This is a genomic window from Salinicola sp. DM10 (assembly GCF_017306975.2).
GTDB lineage: Bacteria > Pseudomonadota > Gammaproteobacteria > Pseudomonadales > Halomonadaceae > Salinicola.
Genome location: NZ_JAFLEN020000004.1, coordinates 66,453 through 80,942 on the forward strand (window position 1 = coordinate 66,453; position 14,490 = coordinate 80,942).

The following is a 14,490-nucleotide window of genomic DNA, read 5'->3' on the forward strand; positions in this document are numbered from 1 at the left end:
CCCTGGCGCCATCATCAGAGAGCTTGGAAATAAGCGCTTGGGGTTATTCCGAGGTCCAGCTCATACACCAGCCGTCGGGAGAGACGCGGTGCTCGGGAAACAGCGCGCAGCGCTGGCCGGCGCCGAAGAAATCACAGTTGGCGCAGTGCCGTCCGGCGCGGTAGGCGGGGTCGTCCTGAGCGGCGCTGGCCTGCTCGACATAGCGCACTGCCCGCGCCTGCCTGGCGGCGGGGTCGAGCAGCGGGGCTGACTGCGCCCAGGCGCGCCAGCCGGGCACCAGCAGCAGGCCGGCGGAGAGCGCGGCGCCACGGCACAGAAAACGGCGGCGATCGATGGACATGCGAGGGCTCCTCGGTGTGGGCGCTGGAGACGGGCGGCGCGGCGTGCTACCGCGAGGCTTCAGTCAGTGCTTGAGTCAGGACTCGAGTATGGCGGCCCGTGCTGGCGGCGTTCAAGCGCAGCCGCCGGGCGAGAGCTGATATACTCGCGCCCGAGCCTTCATTCTTGATTGTCGTGGCCCCGCCCGGGGCCACCCGCCGGTGGGAGAGAGAGATGCAGAACGCGGTCATTCTGATCAACGTCGAAAAGGGCCGGATTCGCGGTGTCGCCGAACGTCTCGCCGATCTCGAGGGGATCAGCGAAGTCTACTCGACCTGCGGCCGCTACGATCTCATCGCCATCGCGCGCACGCCGGACTTCGAGTCCCTCGCGACCCTGGTCACCGAGCGTCTGATGAGCGTCGAGGGCATCCGCGACACCGAAACCCTCAACGCCATGCAGGTGCATTCGCGCCACGATCTCGACGCCATGTTCTCGGTCGGCCTCTGAGCGCGGGGTGGGGCGCCGTCGATCCGCCGGAGCGCTGACGCGGCTCTGGCGCACGTCCAAGATATCCATCGTTTTCGTCGTTGTCGTCAGCGGGCTCTGGTACTACCACGAAAGCGGGGTGCGCGATCAGCTCAGCTGGATGGGCGTGCCCGAGTGGCAGTGGAGCGACTGGCGCAGCTGGAACCGGGTGCTGCGCAACGACGGCTTCCTGCTCGGCTGGTCGGATCTGCGTGCCGGGCCGCTGTGGGTAGGCTATGCGCTGACCCGGGTGGACAACCCCCACAGCCTGCCGCGGCCCGACCACTTCTCGCCCGACTGGCGCAGCCTGTGGCCGATCACCAGCAGCGATTACACCGGCAGCGGCTATGACCGCGGCCATATGGCGCCCAACTACGCCATGGCGGCGGCCCATGGGCGCAGCGCCCAGCTCGACAGCTTCCTGATGACCAACGTCACGCCGCAGCGGCCGCACCTCAATCGCCAGCTCTGGCAGCGCCTGGAAGAGGCGGTGATGGATGACTTCGTGCCACGCTTCGGTAGCGTCTGGGTGTTGACCGGGCCGGTCTACGACGACCAGTGGCTGCATCGGGTCGGTTTTTCGCAGGTGCCGCAGGCGTTCTACAAGATCATCGTGGTGCCGGGAACCAACCCGCGGGCGATCGCCTTCCTGATGCCGCAGACGGTCAGCGGCAAGGAGCCGCTAGACCGTTTCCTGGTGACCATCGACGAGATCGAGGCGCGTACCGGTCTCGACTTCTTTCCGCTGCTCAGCGAGCAGGTCCAGCAACGCCTCGAAGGGCATGTCGATACCGCCGGCTGGGGCCTCGCGGCGATCTCCCGGCGTCCCGGCCGTTATCAGTGAGCGGGGCGATTCGCTGCTCATTCCTCGCAGCTGAGCCAGCGTTGCCAAGCTGAACCAGCATTGCCAACCGACCCGGTCGGCTCCGTCGCTGGCGCGTGATGTCGCTCTCTCGGTTCACGCCAGCCGCTGGCGCAAAAATGCTGCGGCCTGATCGAGGACGCTGACGGCGGCGGAGACGGCACCGGCCATCTCGATGAAGCCGTGGATCATGCGCGGCACCTCCACGTAGGTCACCGCCACACCCGCCGCCTGCAGCTTGTCACGGTAGATCCGCCCCTCGTCGAGCAGGGCGTCGAACTCGGCGGTCACGATCAGCGCTGGCGGCAGCGCCAGCAGATCGCTTGCCAGCAGCGGCGAGACGCGCAGGTCGCGGGTGTCGAAGTCGCCGATGAAGGGCTCGGCCATGGCCTGCATCAGCTCGGTGGTGAGTGGCGGTACCTGACCGTTGCGCTGCCGTGACGGCAGGGCGTCGGACTCGGGGGTGAGATCGAGCCCAGGATAGAACAGCACCTGGGCGCGCAGTGCCACGCTGCTCTCTCGCAGCTGCTGGCAGGCCATGGCGGCGAGGCCGCCGCCGGCGCTGTCGCCGGCCACCGCCAGGCGCGCGGGGTCCAGACCCAGCGATTTGGCATTGGCGGCGATCCAGCGAATCGCGGCGAGCACGTCCTCGGGCCCGTCCGGCGCCGGATGCTCCGGGGCCAGGCGGTAGTCCACCGCGATCAGGACTTCGCCGGAGGCGTGGGCGAGGCGCCGGCAGATCTTGTCGTGGCTATCGAGGTCACCAATGATCCAGCCGCCGCCATGCAGATATATCGTCGCGGCTGCCGCTGATGCGTCCGCCGGGCGGGGGCGGTAGAGGCGCAGCGGAATCGGCCCCAGCGGCCCCTCGGCGGCGAGATCGGTGACCTCGTGCATGGGCGGTGCCTCGCCGCCGAGGCGATCCAGCAGCAGACGGTAGACCTCGCGCATCTGGGCTATCGGCAGGGTCTCCAGCGGCGGCAGCGACTGCGCCGCCATCTTGCCCAGGACCGTCTGGACCTCGGGGTCGAGACGGGAAAGATCGAACGGTTCCGGCATGGCGTTCTCCAGTGTGTCAGGGGGAAGAAGGGGCGATCAGCATCAGGGCGTCCAGGGCGAGCACACCCTGGCCCTCCGGGTAGACCATGACCGGGTTGAGATCGATCTCGACCAGCCGCGGTTCGGCCTGCATCAGCGCGCCCAGCGCGGCCACCAGCTCGGCCAGGGCAGCCACGTCGCAGGCCGGCTGGCCGCGGTGGCCGTGGAGCAGCGCTGCACCTTTTAGCTTGTCCAGCTCGCGGCGCACCGCCGCCGCGGTCAGGTCCGCCGGCAGCAGGCGCACGTCGCGCAGCACCTCGGCACTGACACCGCCGAAACCGACCAGCACCACCGGCCCCCACTGAGGGTCTTGGCGGGCGCCGACGATCATCTCGCAGCCGGCGGTGCCCATACGCTCGACCAGTACGCCATCCAGCGGGGTGTCCGGGGCCAGGCGCGCCAGATCCCGATGCAGCTGTTCCCAGGCCCGGGCCAGCGCCGTTTCGCCCTCGATACCCAGGATGACCCCGCCGACATCGCTCTTGTGGCTCAGCGCCGCCGCCTGGGCCTTGAGCGCGACCGCGCCGCCCAGGTCGGCGGCGATACGCTGGGCCTCGTCCAGCGAGGTCGCCAGCGCTCCCGCGCCGAAGGGCACGCCGAGTGGCGCCAGCAGCTGCTTGGCGCGGTACTCGGGGATCACGCCGCCCTGCGTGGGCAGCGCCAGGCCGTGGGCTGCCGGCGGCACGCGCTCGCTGTCGCGGGTGGCCAGCGGGCGCAGGCGGGCGATGGCGCGCAGCGCGCGCTCGTGGCTGGGGAAGTAGGGCACGCCCAGCGCGCGCAGCTCGCTGACATAGTCCGCGGGAATCTCGGCACCTTCATCCAGGCCGGCGCAGATGACGGGTAACTGCGGTTGCTGTTCGCGCACTGCCTGTAGCACCGGCGGCAGCTTGATCCGGCAGGTGACCGGGTCGGTCTGGATCAGGCCGACCAGGACCGTGCCGAAACGGGAGTCCGCGAACAGTGCCTCCAGCGTGCGCCGGTAGAGCTGCGGGTCGACCAGACCCTGGGCGGTGAGATCGAGCGGGTTGCTCACCTCGACGAACGGCGGCAACGCCTCGCGCAGTGCCGGCGAGTCGGCGCTGCCGATCGTCGGCAAGGGCAGCTCGAGCGCTTCGCAGAGATCGAGACAGAGCGCCTTGAAGGCGCCGGACTCCCCGACGATGGCGGTGCCGGCCGCGGGCAGGGTCGGGCAGCGCAGAGCGATCTCGGCGATATCGCCGAGCTCTTCCAGGGTCTCGGCCAGCACCACTCCGGCGCGCTCGACCAGGGTGCGCATCACCGCATGATCGCCGGCCAGGGCGCCGGTGTGAGTCGCGGTGGCGGCACGGGCCGCGCTGCTCCTGCCCGGATGCAGCAGAATCAGACGCTTGCCGCTGGTCTCGGCGCGCTGGGCCAGGGCCAGCAGGCGCCGGGGCTGGCGGAACTGCTCGGCGATCATCGCGATCACCGCCGTACCCGGATCGTCGAGCAGGTAGTCGAGGTAATCCTCCAGATGGCTGGCCGCCTCGTTGCCGGTGGAGATGGCGCAGGAGAGTGGTAGTCCGCGGCTTGCCAGGGTGGTGTTGAGCACCGTCATCATGGCGCCGCTCTGGGAGAGAATACCGATCGCCGGCTGGCTGCGGTGGCGCTCGGCCTCGTCCTCGCTGATCGCCACTTCGATGAAGGTCAGCGGCAGGCGCTGGCGGTAGTCGATGCTGCCCAGACAGTTGGGGCCCTGCACCAGCATGCCGGCGTCGGCGGCGATACGTTCGATCTCGCGCTGCTGGGCCAGACCCGCCTCGCCAGCTTCGGCGAAGCCGGCGGAGAAGATCACCACCGCGCCGACTCGGCGCGCGGCGAGTTCGCGCACTGCCTCCAGCACCCCGGCCTGGGGGATCGCCAGCAGCGCCACGTCGACCCCTTCGGGCAGCGCGGCGATGCGCTCCAGGCACGGGCGGCCGGCGATCTCCGCACGTTTGGGATTGATCAGGTGAATCTCGCCGGCATAGCCGTTGCGGGTCAGGTTGCCGAGCACTGAGGCGCCGAGCGCCCCCGGGGTGGCTGAGGCGCCGACGATGGCGATCGAATGCGGTGTCAGCAGGCGCCTTACCGCGTCCTCGGGCAGGCGTCTCGACGCCTGCTGCGATGAGTCCGACATGATGCTGCCTCCTCTGGGTAGACCTCAGGCGTCGCCGGAGTGCGCGCGGTCGTAGGCGCCCAGGCCGGGCTTGTAGCGTTTCTCGTCGAGGAACTGACGCAGACCTTCGTGGCGGCCGCTGTCGTCGCGGCTGTTGGCCGCTTCCTGGGCGCGCACCAGATAGTCCTCGGCGTTGTCGTAGGTCATCTCGCGGACCCGGCGCAGGGCATCCTTGGTCGCCTTGAGGGCGATCGGGTTCTTTTCCAGCAGCATTGCGGCGACCGCGGCAACCCGCGTCTGCAGTTGCGCCAGAGGGACTGCCTCGTTGACCAGCCCCCACTCGGCGGCGGTGGCGCCGTCGATCGGCTCACCGGTCATGGCGTGGTACATCGCACGGCGGAACGAGAGCAGCTCCACCGCCACCTTGGAGGCGCCGCCGCCCGGCAGGATGCCCCAGTTGATCTCGGAGAGGCCGAACTTGGCCTCCTCGGCGGCGAACGCCAGATCGCAGGCGAACAGCGGGCCGTAGCCGCCGCCGAAGCACCAGCCGTTGACCATGGCGATGGTCGGCTTCTCGTACCAGCGCAGGCGGCGCCACCAGCCGTAGCTCTCGCGCTGGGCCTGGCGGGTGCCGGCGAGGCCGTGGGCTTCGGTATCGCGGAAGTACTGCTGCAGGTCCATGCCGGCGGTCCAGGCGCTGCCTTCGCCGCTGAGCACCAGCACGCCGACTTCGGGATGGAACTCGAGGGCATCGAGCACTTCCAGCATGCGGCGGTTGAGGGCCGGACTCATGGCGTTGCGCTTTTCCGGGCGGTTGAACTTCACCCAAGCGACGCCGGACTCGATGGTGTAGGTGACGGTCTCTTCTTCGCTATGTGACGTTGACATGACAAAACCTCTTGAGTGGGGCGGTGGGCTGCGGCGTGGCGCCAGCAGGGCGCGGCGGGGGCAGCGGAAACGTGACGGATGCGGTGCGGTCTGCGTTGCTGCGGGCCGCGTTCAGAACGGGTAGCTCGGTGGCGTCTGCTTGAGCGTGACCCACTGCCAGTGGGTGTACTGCTCCCAGTCGGCAGGGCCGCCGACGCTGGTGCCGTTGCCCGAGCTGCCGGTGCCGCCGAAGGGATTGACCACCTCGTCGGCGACGGTCTGGTCGTTGATGTGCAAAAGCCCGGTATGGAGCTTGTCGCCCAGTGCCATGGCGCGTCCCACCGAGGCCGAGAGGATCCCCGCGGAGAGGCCGTAGTCGGTGGCATTGGCCAGCGCCGCCGCCTCGTCGTCGTCGTCGAACACGATCACGTTGGCCACCGGGCCGAAGATCTCCTCGTCGAAGGCGCGCATGCCCGGGCTTACGTTGGAGAGCACGGTGGCGGCGTAGAACAGCCCCTGGTGGGTGCCGCCGGCTTCGAGCACCGCACCGGCAGCGACGCTGTCATCGACGATCGCCTTGACGTGGTCGAGCTGGCGCTGGTCGATGATCGGCCCCAGCGCTACCTGTTCCCTGGCCGGGTCGCCCACCGGCAGCTGGCGCGCTTTCTCTGCCAGACGCTGGGTCAGCGCCGCGGCCAGGCGGCGCTGGACCAGCACGCGGCCGGTGGCCATGCAGATCTGGCCCTGGTGGAAGTAGGCGCCGAAGGCGATCGCCGACACCGCCTGGTCGAGGTCGGCATCATCGAGCACGATCAGCGAGTTCTTGCCGCCCAGCTCCAGCGATACCTTCTTGAGATGGCGCCCCGCCAGCTCGCCGATACGGCGCCCGGCGGCGGTGGAACCGGTGAAGGCGATCATCGGCACGCCCGGCGCCTCGACCAGCGCCTGGCCGGCCTCGGCATTCCCCGGCAGCACGTGCAAGAGCCCTTTGGGCAGGCCGGCGGCGCTGAGGACCTCGGCGATCACGAAGCCGCCGGCGTAAGGCGTGCGCGGGTCGGGCTTGACCACCACCGCGTTGCCCACGGCGAGTGCCGGGGCCACCGAGCGCAGCGACAGCACCAGCGGGAAGTTGAACGGCGAGATCACGCCGACCACGCCGAGCGGCCGGCGCCGGGCCAGGCTCATGCGCCCGGGTTCGCTCGGCAGCACCTGGCCGGTGGCCTGCAGCGGCATGGCGGCGGCACGCTGCAACAGCACGATCGCCTCGCGCACCTCGTGCTCGCCCTTGGGCAGAATCGCCCCCGTCTCGCGGGCGATCAGGCTCGCTATGGCGGGCGCCTGCGCTTCGAGCAGCGCGGCGGCGCGATGGAACACCGCGGCGCGTTCGCGGGGCGGGGTCGCGGCCCAGGCGCGCTGCGCCTCCTTGGCCCGAGTGACGGCCCGGGTGACGGCATCGGCATCGGCCTTGCCCACGGTATGTAGCGGTGCGCCGGAGCCGGGCTCGATCACCTCGAGGGTGGCGTCGGTTTCGATCCAGTCACCGTCGAACAGCTTGGCGTGCCAGCGCGCGGGGTCGGGAAATCGGGTCGGGGTATCGCTCATGGGGTCTCTCCAGGAGTATGAGGGATCACAGGGCGGTGGCTGCCAGGCCGCCGTCGATGGGTAGATTGGCACCGTTGATCCAGCGCGCGGCGTCGGAGAGCAGGAACACGATCCCCTCGGCCACTTCGTCGGCGAACGCCGGGCGCTTCATCTTTTCGGCATCCGCAGCGACGCGCTCGGGCCCGAGCATGGTGACGAAGTCGTCGAGGATGGGGGTGAACACCGGGCCGGGGGCGACGCAGTTGACGCGCACGTCGTGGCTCGCGAACCAGGGCCGCGAGGCGCGTGCGCTCCACACGATCAGCGCCTCCTTGAAGTACTGATAGCAGCTTTCGGCGGGCACCGGATGCGCTGCCAGCCACTGTTCACCGGCGGCAAAGTCGGGGGTGTCGGCGAGGGCGCGGTGAGACTCCAGGCGCTCGGCCCAGGCGGCGCCGAGGATCGAGGCGACGTTGACCACGCTGCCGCCGCTGAGCCGCGGCAGCAGCGCCTGGCTCAGGTGGCGCAGACCCAGATAGTTGACCCGAGCCACCAGCGCCGGGTCGGCGGTGCCGGGTACCCCGGCGATATTGGCCAGGCCGTCGAGGCGTGCGGGCAGTGCCGCGACGAGTGCGTCGATCGCCTGCGGATCGCTCAGATCGGCCTGGTGAAAGGCGTCCAGTGTCATGTCGACCGGATGGCGGTCGACGCCGATGACCCGGGCGCCGTGAAAGCGCGCCAGTCGGGCGACTTCATTGCCGATACCCGAGGCGACGCCGGTAACCAGCAGTGTCTTGCCGTAGAGTTGCATGTCTCGACTCCTGCGCGATGGCGTGATCGCGTCTTAGAAACTGTGGACGAACTGCAGGTTGAGGCTGTTGCCGGCGGCGGCGTTCTCGATCTTGAGCGGAAAGTAGAGATTGACGTTGAGCAGGTTGTCGGCATCGAAGCGGTAGGCGCCGCCCGGCCCCAGATAGAGCAAGGTCTGGCGTGAATCGGCCACGCGCTCGCCATTGGTGCGGTTGTCGCTCAGCTGGCGCAGATAGAAACCGTTGATGCCCAGGCGCAGCTTGTCGTTGACGGCGTAGGAGCTGGCGAGGTTGACCCAGGCGGCATCCCCGGCTTGGCCGTTGTCGAACTCGAAGCCGGGGATGGCCGGCGGAGCCCCGGCGCGGTCGGTCTCGAAGTTATACAGATAGTTGAAGCGAGCGCTGATCTCCCACGCCGGGGTGGGCAGCACGGTGATCGCCCAGTTGGGAAGAATCGACCAGTAGCCATCGCCGGGGTTGAGCGCGCGGTCACGATCGAACTTTCCCACCGGCGCGATCACGTCGAATTCGAAACGCTGTGAAAAGACCGGTCGCCCCTGACGGATGATCGGTGCCATCTGCAGATAGGGGCCGAAGGTGATATCGCCCAGCCCGAAGCCGTTGTCGCGCAGGGTGGCAGGGCTGTCGTCGGCAAAGGAAGCATGCAGATTGACCAGCGGCACCAAGGTGTTGAAGCCGAGCCAGCCGCCCCACAGACGGTAGGGCGAGGTGTAGGCGAACTGGGTGATCAGTGCGGTGGAGTCGATCTTCGGGTCACGAAAAGCGGGTGAGTCGTCGCCGTTGGCATCCTTGATCGCATCGAGGTGGGACAGGCGCGCGTATTGAATATAGGTCCAGCCCTGGCCGAGGCGGCCGAAGCCGTCCATGAAGCTGGTGCCGCCAGTGTTCATGCCGGCGCGTAGCTGCACCGTCTGCGGCATCGACTGGGCCTCGGCCTGCGGGATGAGTGCCTGCGGAACGAGCACCAGACCCGCGGTGAGGCTCAGCGCCAGACCCAGCAGCGACCGGGCGACGCGGCTCAGTCCAGATGATCGAGCCGCGCCAGCGCTGCCAGCAGCGCGTCCCCTTGTGTCGGGCCGATCCTGTCCAGCACCCGCGTCTCCATCTCTTGCACTGCGAGCTCGGTCTCGTCGAGCAACTGCTTGCCCGTGGTCGTCAGGTGCAGGTGCTGCATGCGCCGATCCTGCTTGCCGCGAACCTGGCGCAGCAACTCGCGCTTCATCAGTCGCGCCACCACGATGGCCAGATTGGGCGGCGAGACGTCCAGCGCTTCGGCCAGCTGGCGCTGATTGACCCCCGGGTTGGCGTCCACCAGGACCAGCAATGAATAGTCCACCGGCTTGAGTTCGAAGCGCGCCATGCACTCCAGGAACAGGCGGCGTATGCGCAGCTCGGCGCGGGTGATGCGAAACCCGAGCAGGCGCGTCAGGCGCGACTGGTCGAGTGTGTCTGGAGAAGCTGGGGCGTCGGAAGTCATGCGCGCGGGATCGGGCCTGGCATAGAGAGAGCAGTACAGTACCGGCCCCAGGCCGTGCGCCCCGCCCGGAGCACGGGAGCGGGGCGCGACACGCCACGGGGGCCGAAGCGTTCTCCCCATGATAGCGGCTGATGGATCGTTGGGAGCGCAGCGCGGCAGTTTTTTGCCTCGTCGCTTTTTGATTGACTGTTTTTTGACTGACTGTTTTTTGACTGATGGTTCTTGGCTTCGTTGTTTTTTGACTTGTCGTGTTTTGACTTGTTGTTTTGTTCATGGTCGTTCTCCGGCAAGGGCGAGGATGATGGGTCGAGGCCGGTTGTGGCGTGGTCCGGTCGTATTCGCCGCCGCGATCATCTCCCGCCAGCGCAGCAGCGACTTGCGAGGCGAGTATCCGCAAGAAAATAGTTATGATCTATAATCATTACGTCTAATAACCAGTAGGCGGAGGCGTAAGGGCGGTGGGGTCGCTGGCGTAGATGCGCCGGCAGATGCGTGAGATGGACGAGTGAGGTGTGGGCCGAGCGAGTGGGTGGCGAAGCGCGATCTCGTGCTTTGCTGGACCCGGTCGCGTAAGGGAATACAAGCGCCCCGAAGCGCGCGATCCGGGGAGACGCGGCAAGACAGAGCGCAGTCAGCCGAGCGCGGGTAGCGAAGGGAGGGGGGTAAACGAACAGAACGGATAGACGAAGCGGGCGGGCAGGCCATGAGCCAATACCAGTGCCCAAGAAGACAACTAGGCAGCCTGCAAGAGCCTACGACGACATGCAGAAACGCCTATACCAAGCCTGATTCAGACAAACCAAGCCTGATTCAGACAGTTCTCGGTACGAGATTTACGGAGGCACGAATAGAGGGTATTGCAGCGCGGACGGGGGGTGTCCGGCAGGAACAGCACATCGTATGGAGCATGACAGCGTGGTGCCCAGGAGAGGACTTGAACCTCCACGTCCGTAAGGACACTAGCACCTGAAGCTAGCGCGTCTACCAATTCCGCCACCTGGGCTTGTCATGCTTGCTGCGCGGGATCGAGATTGGTGCCCGGAAGAGGACTTGAACCTCCACGTCCGTAAGGACACTAGCACCTGAAGCTAGCGCGTCTACCAATTCCGCCATCCGGGCTCGATCCTGGCCCTGTCTACCTCGATGATCGTCATGTCGACGACCTCGATGGTGCCCAGAAGAGGACTTGAACCTCCACGTCCGTAAGGACACTAGCACCTGAAGCTAGCGCGTCTACCAATTCCGCCATCTGGGCCAAGGCGCGATGTATAATACCGGCTCTGCGATCGAATGCAAGCCCTTGTCGATAAACCTTTCACGATCTCTTTCCGGCACCTTTCAGTAGCGTAAACCGCTATCGCCATGGACTTTCTCGGGCTGTACTCGCGGCGGCGGCTGGATGCCGTCTGCGGTTCCACACGCTGGCAACGCCGCCGGTGGTTGGGTCGGAGAGGCGTGACCGCTATACTTGACGCATGACCCATAAAGTAAATAACGGCAATTGCCGCCCGCCGCGTGACTCCCACCCTGAAGCAAGGACGATGGCTGCATGACTCATTGGACGTTGGACGACGATCCGCACGCGGCTCGTGAAGCGGAAAAATATGACAATCCCGTACCCAGCCGCGAGTACCTGCTCGCCCGGCTCGAGGAGTACGGCAAGCCGATTACCCATGAGAACATGAGCGCCATGCTCGGGCTCGAGGACGACAACCAGCTGGAAGCGGTACGTCGTCGTCTTTCCGCGATGGAGCGCGACGGACAGATTCTGCGCGATCGCAAGGGCGCCTATGCGCTGATCGACAAGCTCGACCTGATCAAGGGGCGCGTTCAGGGCCACCGCGACGGCATGGGCTTTCTGATCCGCCACGATGGCGTGAAACCCGACCTGGTGCTGCCGCCGCGTCAGATGCGCCGGGTGTTCGACGGCGACGTGGTGCTGGCGCGGGTCAGCGGCCGCGACCGCCGCGGGCGCGACGAGGCCACCATCGTCGAGGTGCTGGCGCGCAACACCCAGACCCTGGTCGGTGTCTTCCGTCAGAACTCCCCCGAGTTCGCAGTGCTGATCCCGGAGAATTCGCGCATCAGCCAGGAAGTGATCATCCCTCACAGCGCCAGCCAGGGCGCCAAGGATGGTCAGATCGTCTCGGTCAACATCACCCGCCAGCCGGAGACCCGCCAGCAGCCGGTGGGCGAAGTGGTCGAGGTGCTGGGTGAGCGCATGGACCCGGGGCTCGAGATCGACATCGCCATCCGCACCCACGATATCCCGGCAGAGTTCCCGCCCGAAGTGGATCAGCAGATCGCCGGTATCTCCGCCGAGGTTCTGGAAGAGGACAAGCGTGCGCGCATCGATCTGCGCGATACGCCGCTGGTCACCATCGACGGCGAGGACGCCAAGGATTTCGACGACGCGGTGTGTGCGTGGAAGACCAAGTCCGGCAGCTGGAAGCTGATCGTCGCCATCGCCGACGTCTCCCACTATGTGCGCGGCGGTAGCGCGCTCGACAACGAAGCCTACGTGCGCGGCAACTCGGTCTACTTCCCCGGCCAGGTGGTGCCGATGCTGCCGGAGCTGCTCTCCAACGGCCTCTGCTCGCTCAACCCGCACGTCGATCGCCTGACCATGGTGTGCGAGATGAACATCTCGCAGAGCGGCAATATCAGCCGTTACAAGTTCTACGAAGCGGTGATCCGCTCCCATGCTCGCCTCACCTACACCGATGTCGGCACCATGCTGCACGAGGGTGACAGCGAGGAAGGGCAGGCGCTGCGCGAGCGCTACCGCGAGCTGGTGCCGTCGCTGGAGAACCTGCATGCGCTCTACAAGGTGCTGCGTCAGGCCCGCGAGGCGCGCGGGGCGATCGATTTCGAGACCACCGAGACGCAGATCGTCTTCAACGACGAGCGCAAGATCGAGAAGATCGTGCCGCGTACTCGCAACGACGCCCACAAGCTGATCGAGGAGTGCATGCTGGCGGCCAACGTGGCCACCGCGCGCTTCCTCGACAAGCACGATCTGCCGGCGCTCTACCGCGTGCACCAGCCGCCGGCCAGCGAGCGCCTGGAGAATCTGCGGGTGTTCCTCGGCGAGCTGGGCCTCACCCTGGGCGGCGGTGACGACCCCTCGCCCAAGGATTATCAGGCGCTGCGGGAGGCGATCAAGGATCGTCCCGACGCCGACATCATTCAGACGGTGATGCTGCGTTCGATGAGCCAGGCGGTCTATTCGCCGCACAACGAGGGCCACTTCGGTCTCGCCTATCAGGCCTACGCGCACTTCACCTCGCCGATCCGCCGCTACCCCGACCTGCTGGTGCACCGTGCCATCCGCTCGGTGATCCGCGGCCCGCGCCAAACCCAGACGGTGATGCGCGCCGAGGGCGCGCCGGTGGAGAAGCCGACTACCTGGTGTCCCTACACCTTCGAGCAGATGGTGGAGCTGGGCGAGCACTGCTCGATGACCGAGCGGCGTGCCGACGACGCCACCCGCGACGTCACCGACTGGCTCAAGTGCGAGTTCCTCTCCGACAAGGTGGGCGAGACCTACGAGGGCACCATCGCCTCGGTGACCCAATTCGGGATCTTCGTGCGCCTCGATGACGTCTACGTCGAGGGGCTGGTGCACGTCACCTCGCTGCCCTCCGACTATTACCACTACGAGGCCGAGAAGCACCGCCTCAAGGGCGAGCGCAGCGGCGTTGCCTACCGTCTGGGCGATGGCGTCACCGTGCGCGTGGCGCGGGTCGATCTCGATGACCGCAAAATCGATTTCGATCTCGCCGATGCCGCGCCGCGCCACCGCAAGACGCCGCGCACGCGCAAACCCGATGGCGGCGGTGCCAGCGAGGCGTCCAGCGAGCAGGCGCCGCGCAAGCGCAAGCAGCGCCCGGGCAAGCGTGAGCGCCAGGGCGGCGGTGACGACAGCGGCGGCGGTCAGCGCCGCTCGCGCGGTCCGCGGCGCGGTAAGCGCTGATGGCGCGGGGGCCTCAGCGCGAGCGGGCGCGCAAGTCGCGGCCAGCGGTCGAGCGCCCGCGCACCCCCGACGGCCTGGAGCCGGTCTACGGCGTGCACGCAGTGCGTGCGCTGTTCGCGCGTGAGCAGCCGCCGCGGGTGCTGTGGGTCCAGCAGGGGCACGCCGAGCAGCGTCTCGACGATCTGCTGGCCGAGGCGCATGCCGCCGGCTGCGAGCTGAAGCGGGTCACCCGCGAGGTGCTCGATGCGCTATCGGGGCCAGCGGCGCATCAGGGGGTGGTCGGTTTCTGCCCGCCGCTGGTGGCCGAGAACGAGACCGCGCTGTGGTGGCGGCTGGAGCAGTGGCAGGGGGAGACCCCGCCGCTGCTGCTGATCCTCGATGGCATCACCGATCCGCACAATCTCGGCGCCTGTCTGCGCAGTGCCGATGCCGCCGGGGTGCACGGAGTGATCGTGCCCAAGGACAAGTCGGCGCCGCTCAACGCCACGGTGCGCAAGGTCGCCTGCGGCGCGGCGGAGAGCGTGCCGGTGTTCCAGGTGACCAATCTGGCGCGCTGTCTGGAGAAGCTCAAGCAGCAGGGGGTGTGGATCACCGGCACTGCCGGCGAGGCCGACACGCTGCTGTTCGAGGCCGACTTCAGCGGCCCCTGTGCGCTGGTGATGGGCGCCGAGGGTAAGGGCATGCGGCGTCTCACCCGGGAAGCGTGCGATGCGCTGGTCAAGCTGCCGATGCAGGGGCAGGTGACCAGTCTCAACGTCTCCGTCGCCGCCGGCGTGTGCCTGTTCGAGGTGGTGCGCCAGCGCCACGCCGCGCGCGGCTGAGGGCGCCTCTCGCGGC

The 14,490-nt window shown here is 67.6% G+C and carries 12 protein-coding genes and 3 tRNA genes; 4 read left to right on the forward strand and 11 right to left on the reverse strand.

Going from position 1 to position 14,490, the window contains the following annotated elements; genetic code table 11:
• Positions 1-43: 43 nt before the first annotated feature.
• Positions 44-340: a high-potential iron-sulfur protein gene (locus tag J0A90_RS14430; protein WP_207031606.1), complete on the reverse strand. Its 297-nt coding sequence runs from the start codon at positions 338-340 to the stop codon at positions 44-46.
• A 212-nt stretch (positions 341-552) separates the two neighbouring features.
• On the opposite strand from J0A90_RS14430, the gene J0A90_RS14435 reads away from it, so the two are divergent.
• The gene (locus tag J0A90_RS14435) at positions 553-828 is read left to right on the forward strand and encodes an Lrp/AsnC family transcriptional regulator (protein WP_035474285.1); all 276 of its coding nucleotides are present in this window, start codon (positions 553-555) and stop codon (positions 826-828) included.
• Positions 829-946: 118 nt separating this feature from the next.
• The gene (locus J0A90_RS14440) at positions 947-1,690 is read left to right on the forward strand and encodes a DNA/RNA non-specific endonuclease (protein ID WP_233076813.1); all 744 of its coding nucleotides are present in this window, start codon (positions 947-949) and stop codon (positions 1,688-1,690) included.
• Positions 1,691-1,804: 114 nt separating this feature from the next.
• On the opposite strand, the gene J0A90_RS14445 is transcribed toward J0A90_RS14440, so the two are convergent.
• The 10 genes from J0A90_RS14445 to J0A90_RS14490 form a co-directional block, all read right to left on the reverse strand.
• On the reverse strand, positions 1,805-2,767 hold the full coding sequence (locus tag J0A90_RS14445) for an alpha/beta hydrolase (protein ID WP_207031603.1): 963 nt from the start codon (positions 2,765-2,767) through the stop codon (positions 1,805-1,807).
• 16 nt (positions 2,768-2,783) lie between these two features.
• The gene (locus J0A90_RS14450) at positions 2,784-4,943 is read right to left on the reverse strand and encodes an acetate--CoA ligase family protein (RefSeq protein ID WP_207031601.1); all 2,160 of its coding nucleotides are present in this window, start codon (positions 4,941-4,943) and stop codon (positions 2,784-2,786) included.
• A 24-nt stretch (positions 4,944-4,967) separates the two neighbouring features.
• Positions 4,968-5,810 (reverse strand): p-hydroxycinnamoyl CoA hydratase/lyase, encoded by an 843-nt coding sequence (locus J0A90_RS14455; RefSeq protein WP_207031598.1) that lies wholly within the window; start codon positions 5,808-5,810, stop codon positions 4,968-4,970.
• 111 nt (positions 5,811-5,921) lie between these two features.
• Positions 5,922-7,391, reverse strand: coding sequence for a benzaldehyde dehydrogenase (locus J0A90_RS14460; RefSeq protein WP_207031596.1), 1,470 nt, complete (start codon positions 7,389-7,391; stop codon positions 5,922-5,924).
• Between the two features lie 25 nt (positions 7,392-7,416).
• Positions 7,417-8,181 (reverse strand): coniferyl-alcohol dehydrogenase, encoded by a 765-nt coding sequence (locus tag J0A90_RS14465; RefSeq protein ID WP_207031594.1) that lies wholly within the window; start codon positions 8,179-8,181, stop codon positions 7,417-7,419.
• A 33-nt stretch (positions 8,182-8,214) separates the two neighbouring features.
• On the reverse strand, positions 8,215-9,165 hold the full coding sequence (locus J0A90_RS14470) for a transporter (RefSeq protein ID WP_207031593.1): 951 nt from the start codon (positions 9,163-9,165) through the stop codon (positions 8,215-8,217).
• A 53-nt stretch (positions 9,166-9,218) separates the two neighbouring features.
• Positions 9,219-9,677: a MarR family winged helix-turn-helix transcriptional regulator gene (locus J0A90_RS14475; RefSeq protein ID WP_207031591.1), complete on the reverse strand. Its 459-nt coding sequence runs from the start codon at positions 9,675-9,677 to the stop codon at positions 9,219-9,221.
• Positions 9,678-10,593: 916 nt separating this feature from the next.
• Positions 10,594-10,680 (reverse strand) — tRNA-Leu (locus J0A90_RS14480).
• A gap of 29 nt (positions 10,681-10,709) precedes the next feature.
• Positions 10,710-10,796: transfer RNA gene (locus J0A90_RS14485), tRNA-Leu, on the reverse strand.
• Between the two features lie 49 nt (positions 10,797-10,845).
• Positions 10,846-10,932, reverse strand: a tRNA-Leu gene (locus J0A90_RS14490).
• A 294-nt stretch (positions 10,933-11,226) separates the two neighbouring features.
• On the opposite strand from J0A90_RS14490, the gene rnr reads away from it, so the two are divergent.
• Complete coding sequence (rnr, locus tag J0A90_RS14495) at positions 11,227-13,653, forward strand: ribonuclease R (protein WP_207031589.1); 2,427 nt, start codon at positions 11,227-11,229, stop codon at positions 13,651-13,653.
• Positions 13,653-14,474: a 23S rRNA (guanosine(2251)-2'-O)-methyltransferase RlmB gene (gene rlmB, locus J0A90_RS14500; protein ID WP_207031587.1), complete on the forward strand. Its 822-nt coding sequence runs from the start codon at positions 13,653-13,655 to the stop codon at positions 14,472-14,474. The genes rnr and rlmB overlap by 1 nt, the downstream gene beginning before the upstream one ends.
• Positions 14,475-14,490: the final 16 nt, after the last annotated feature.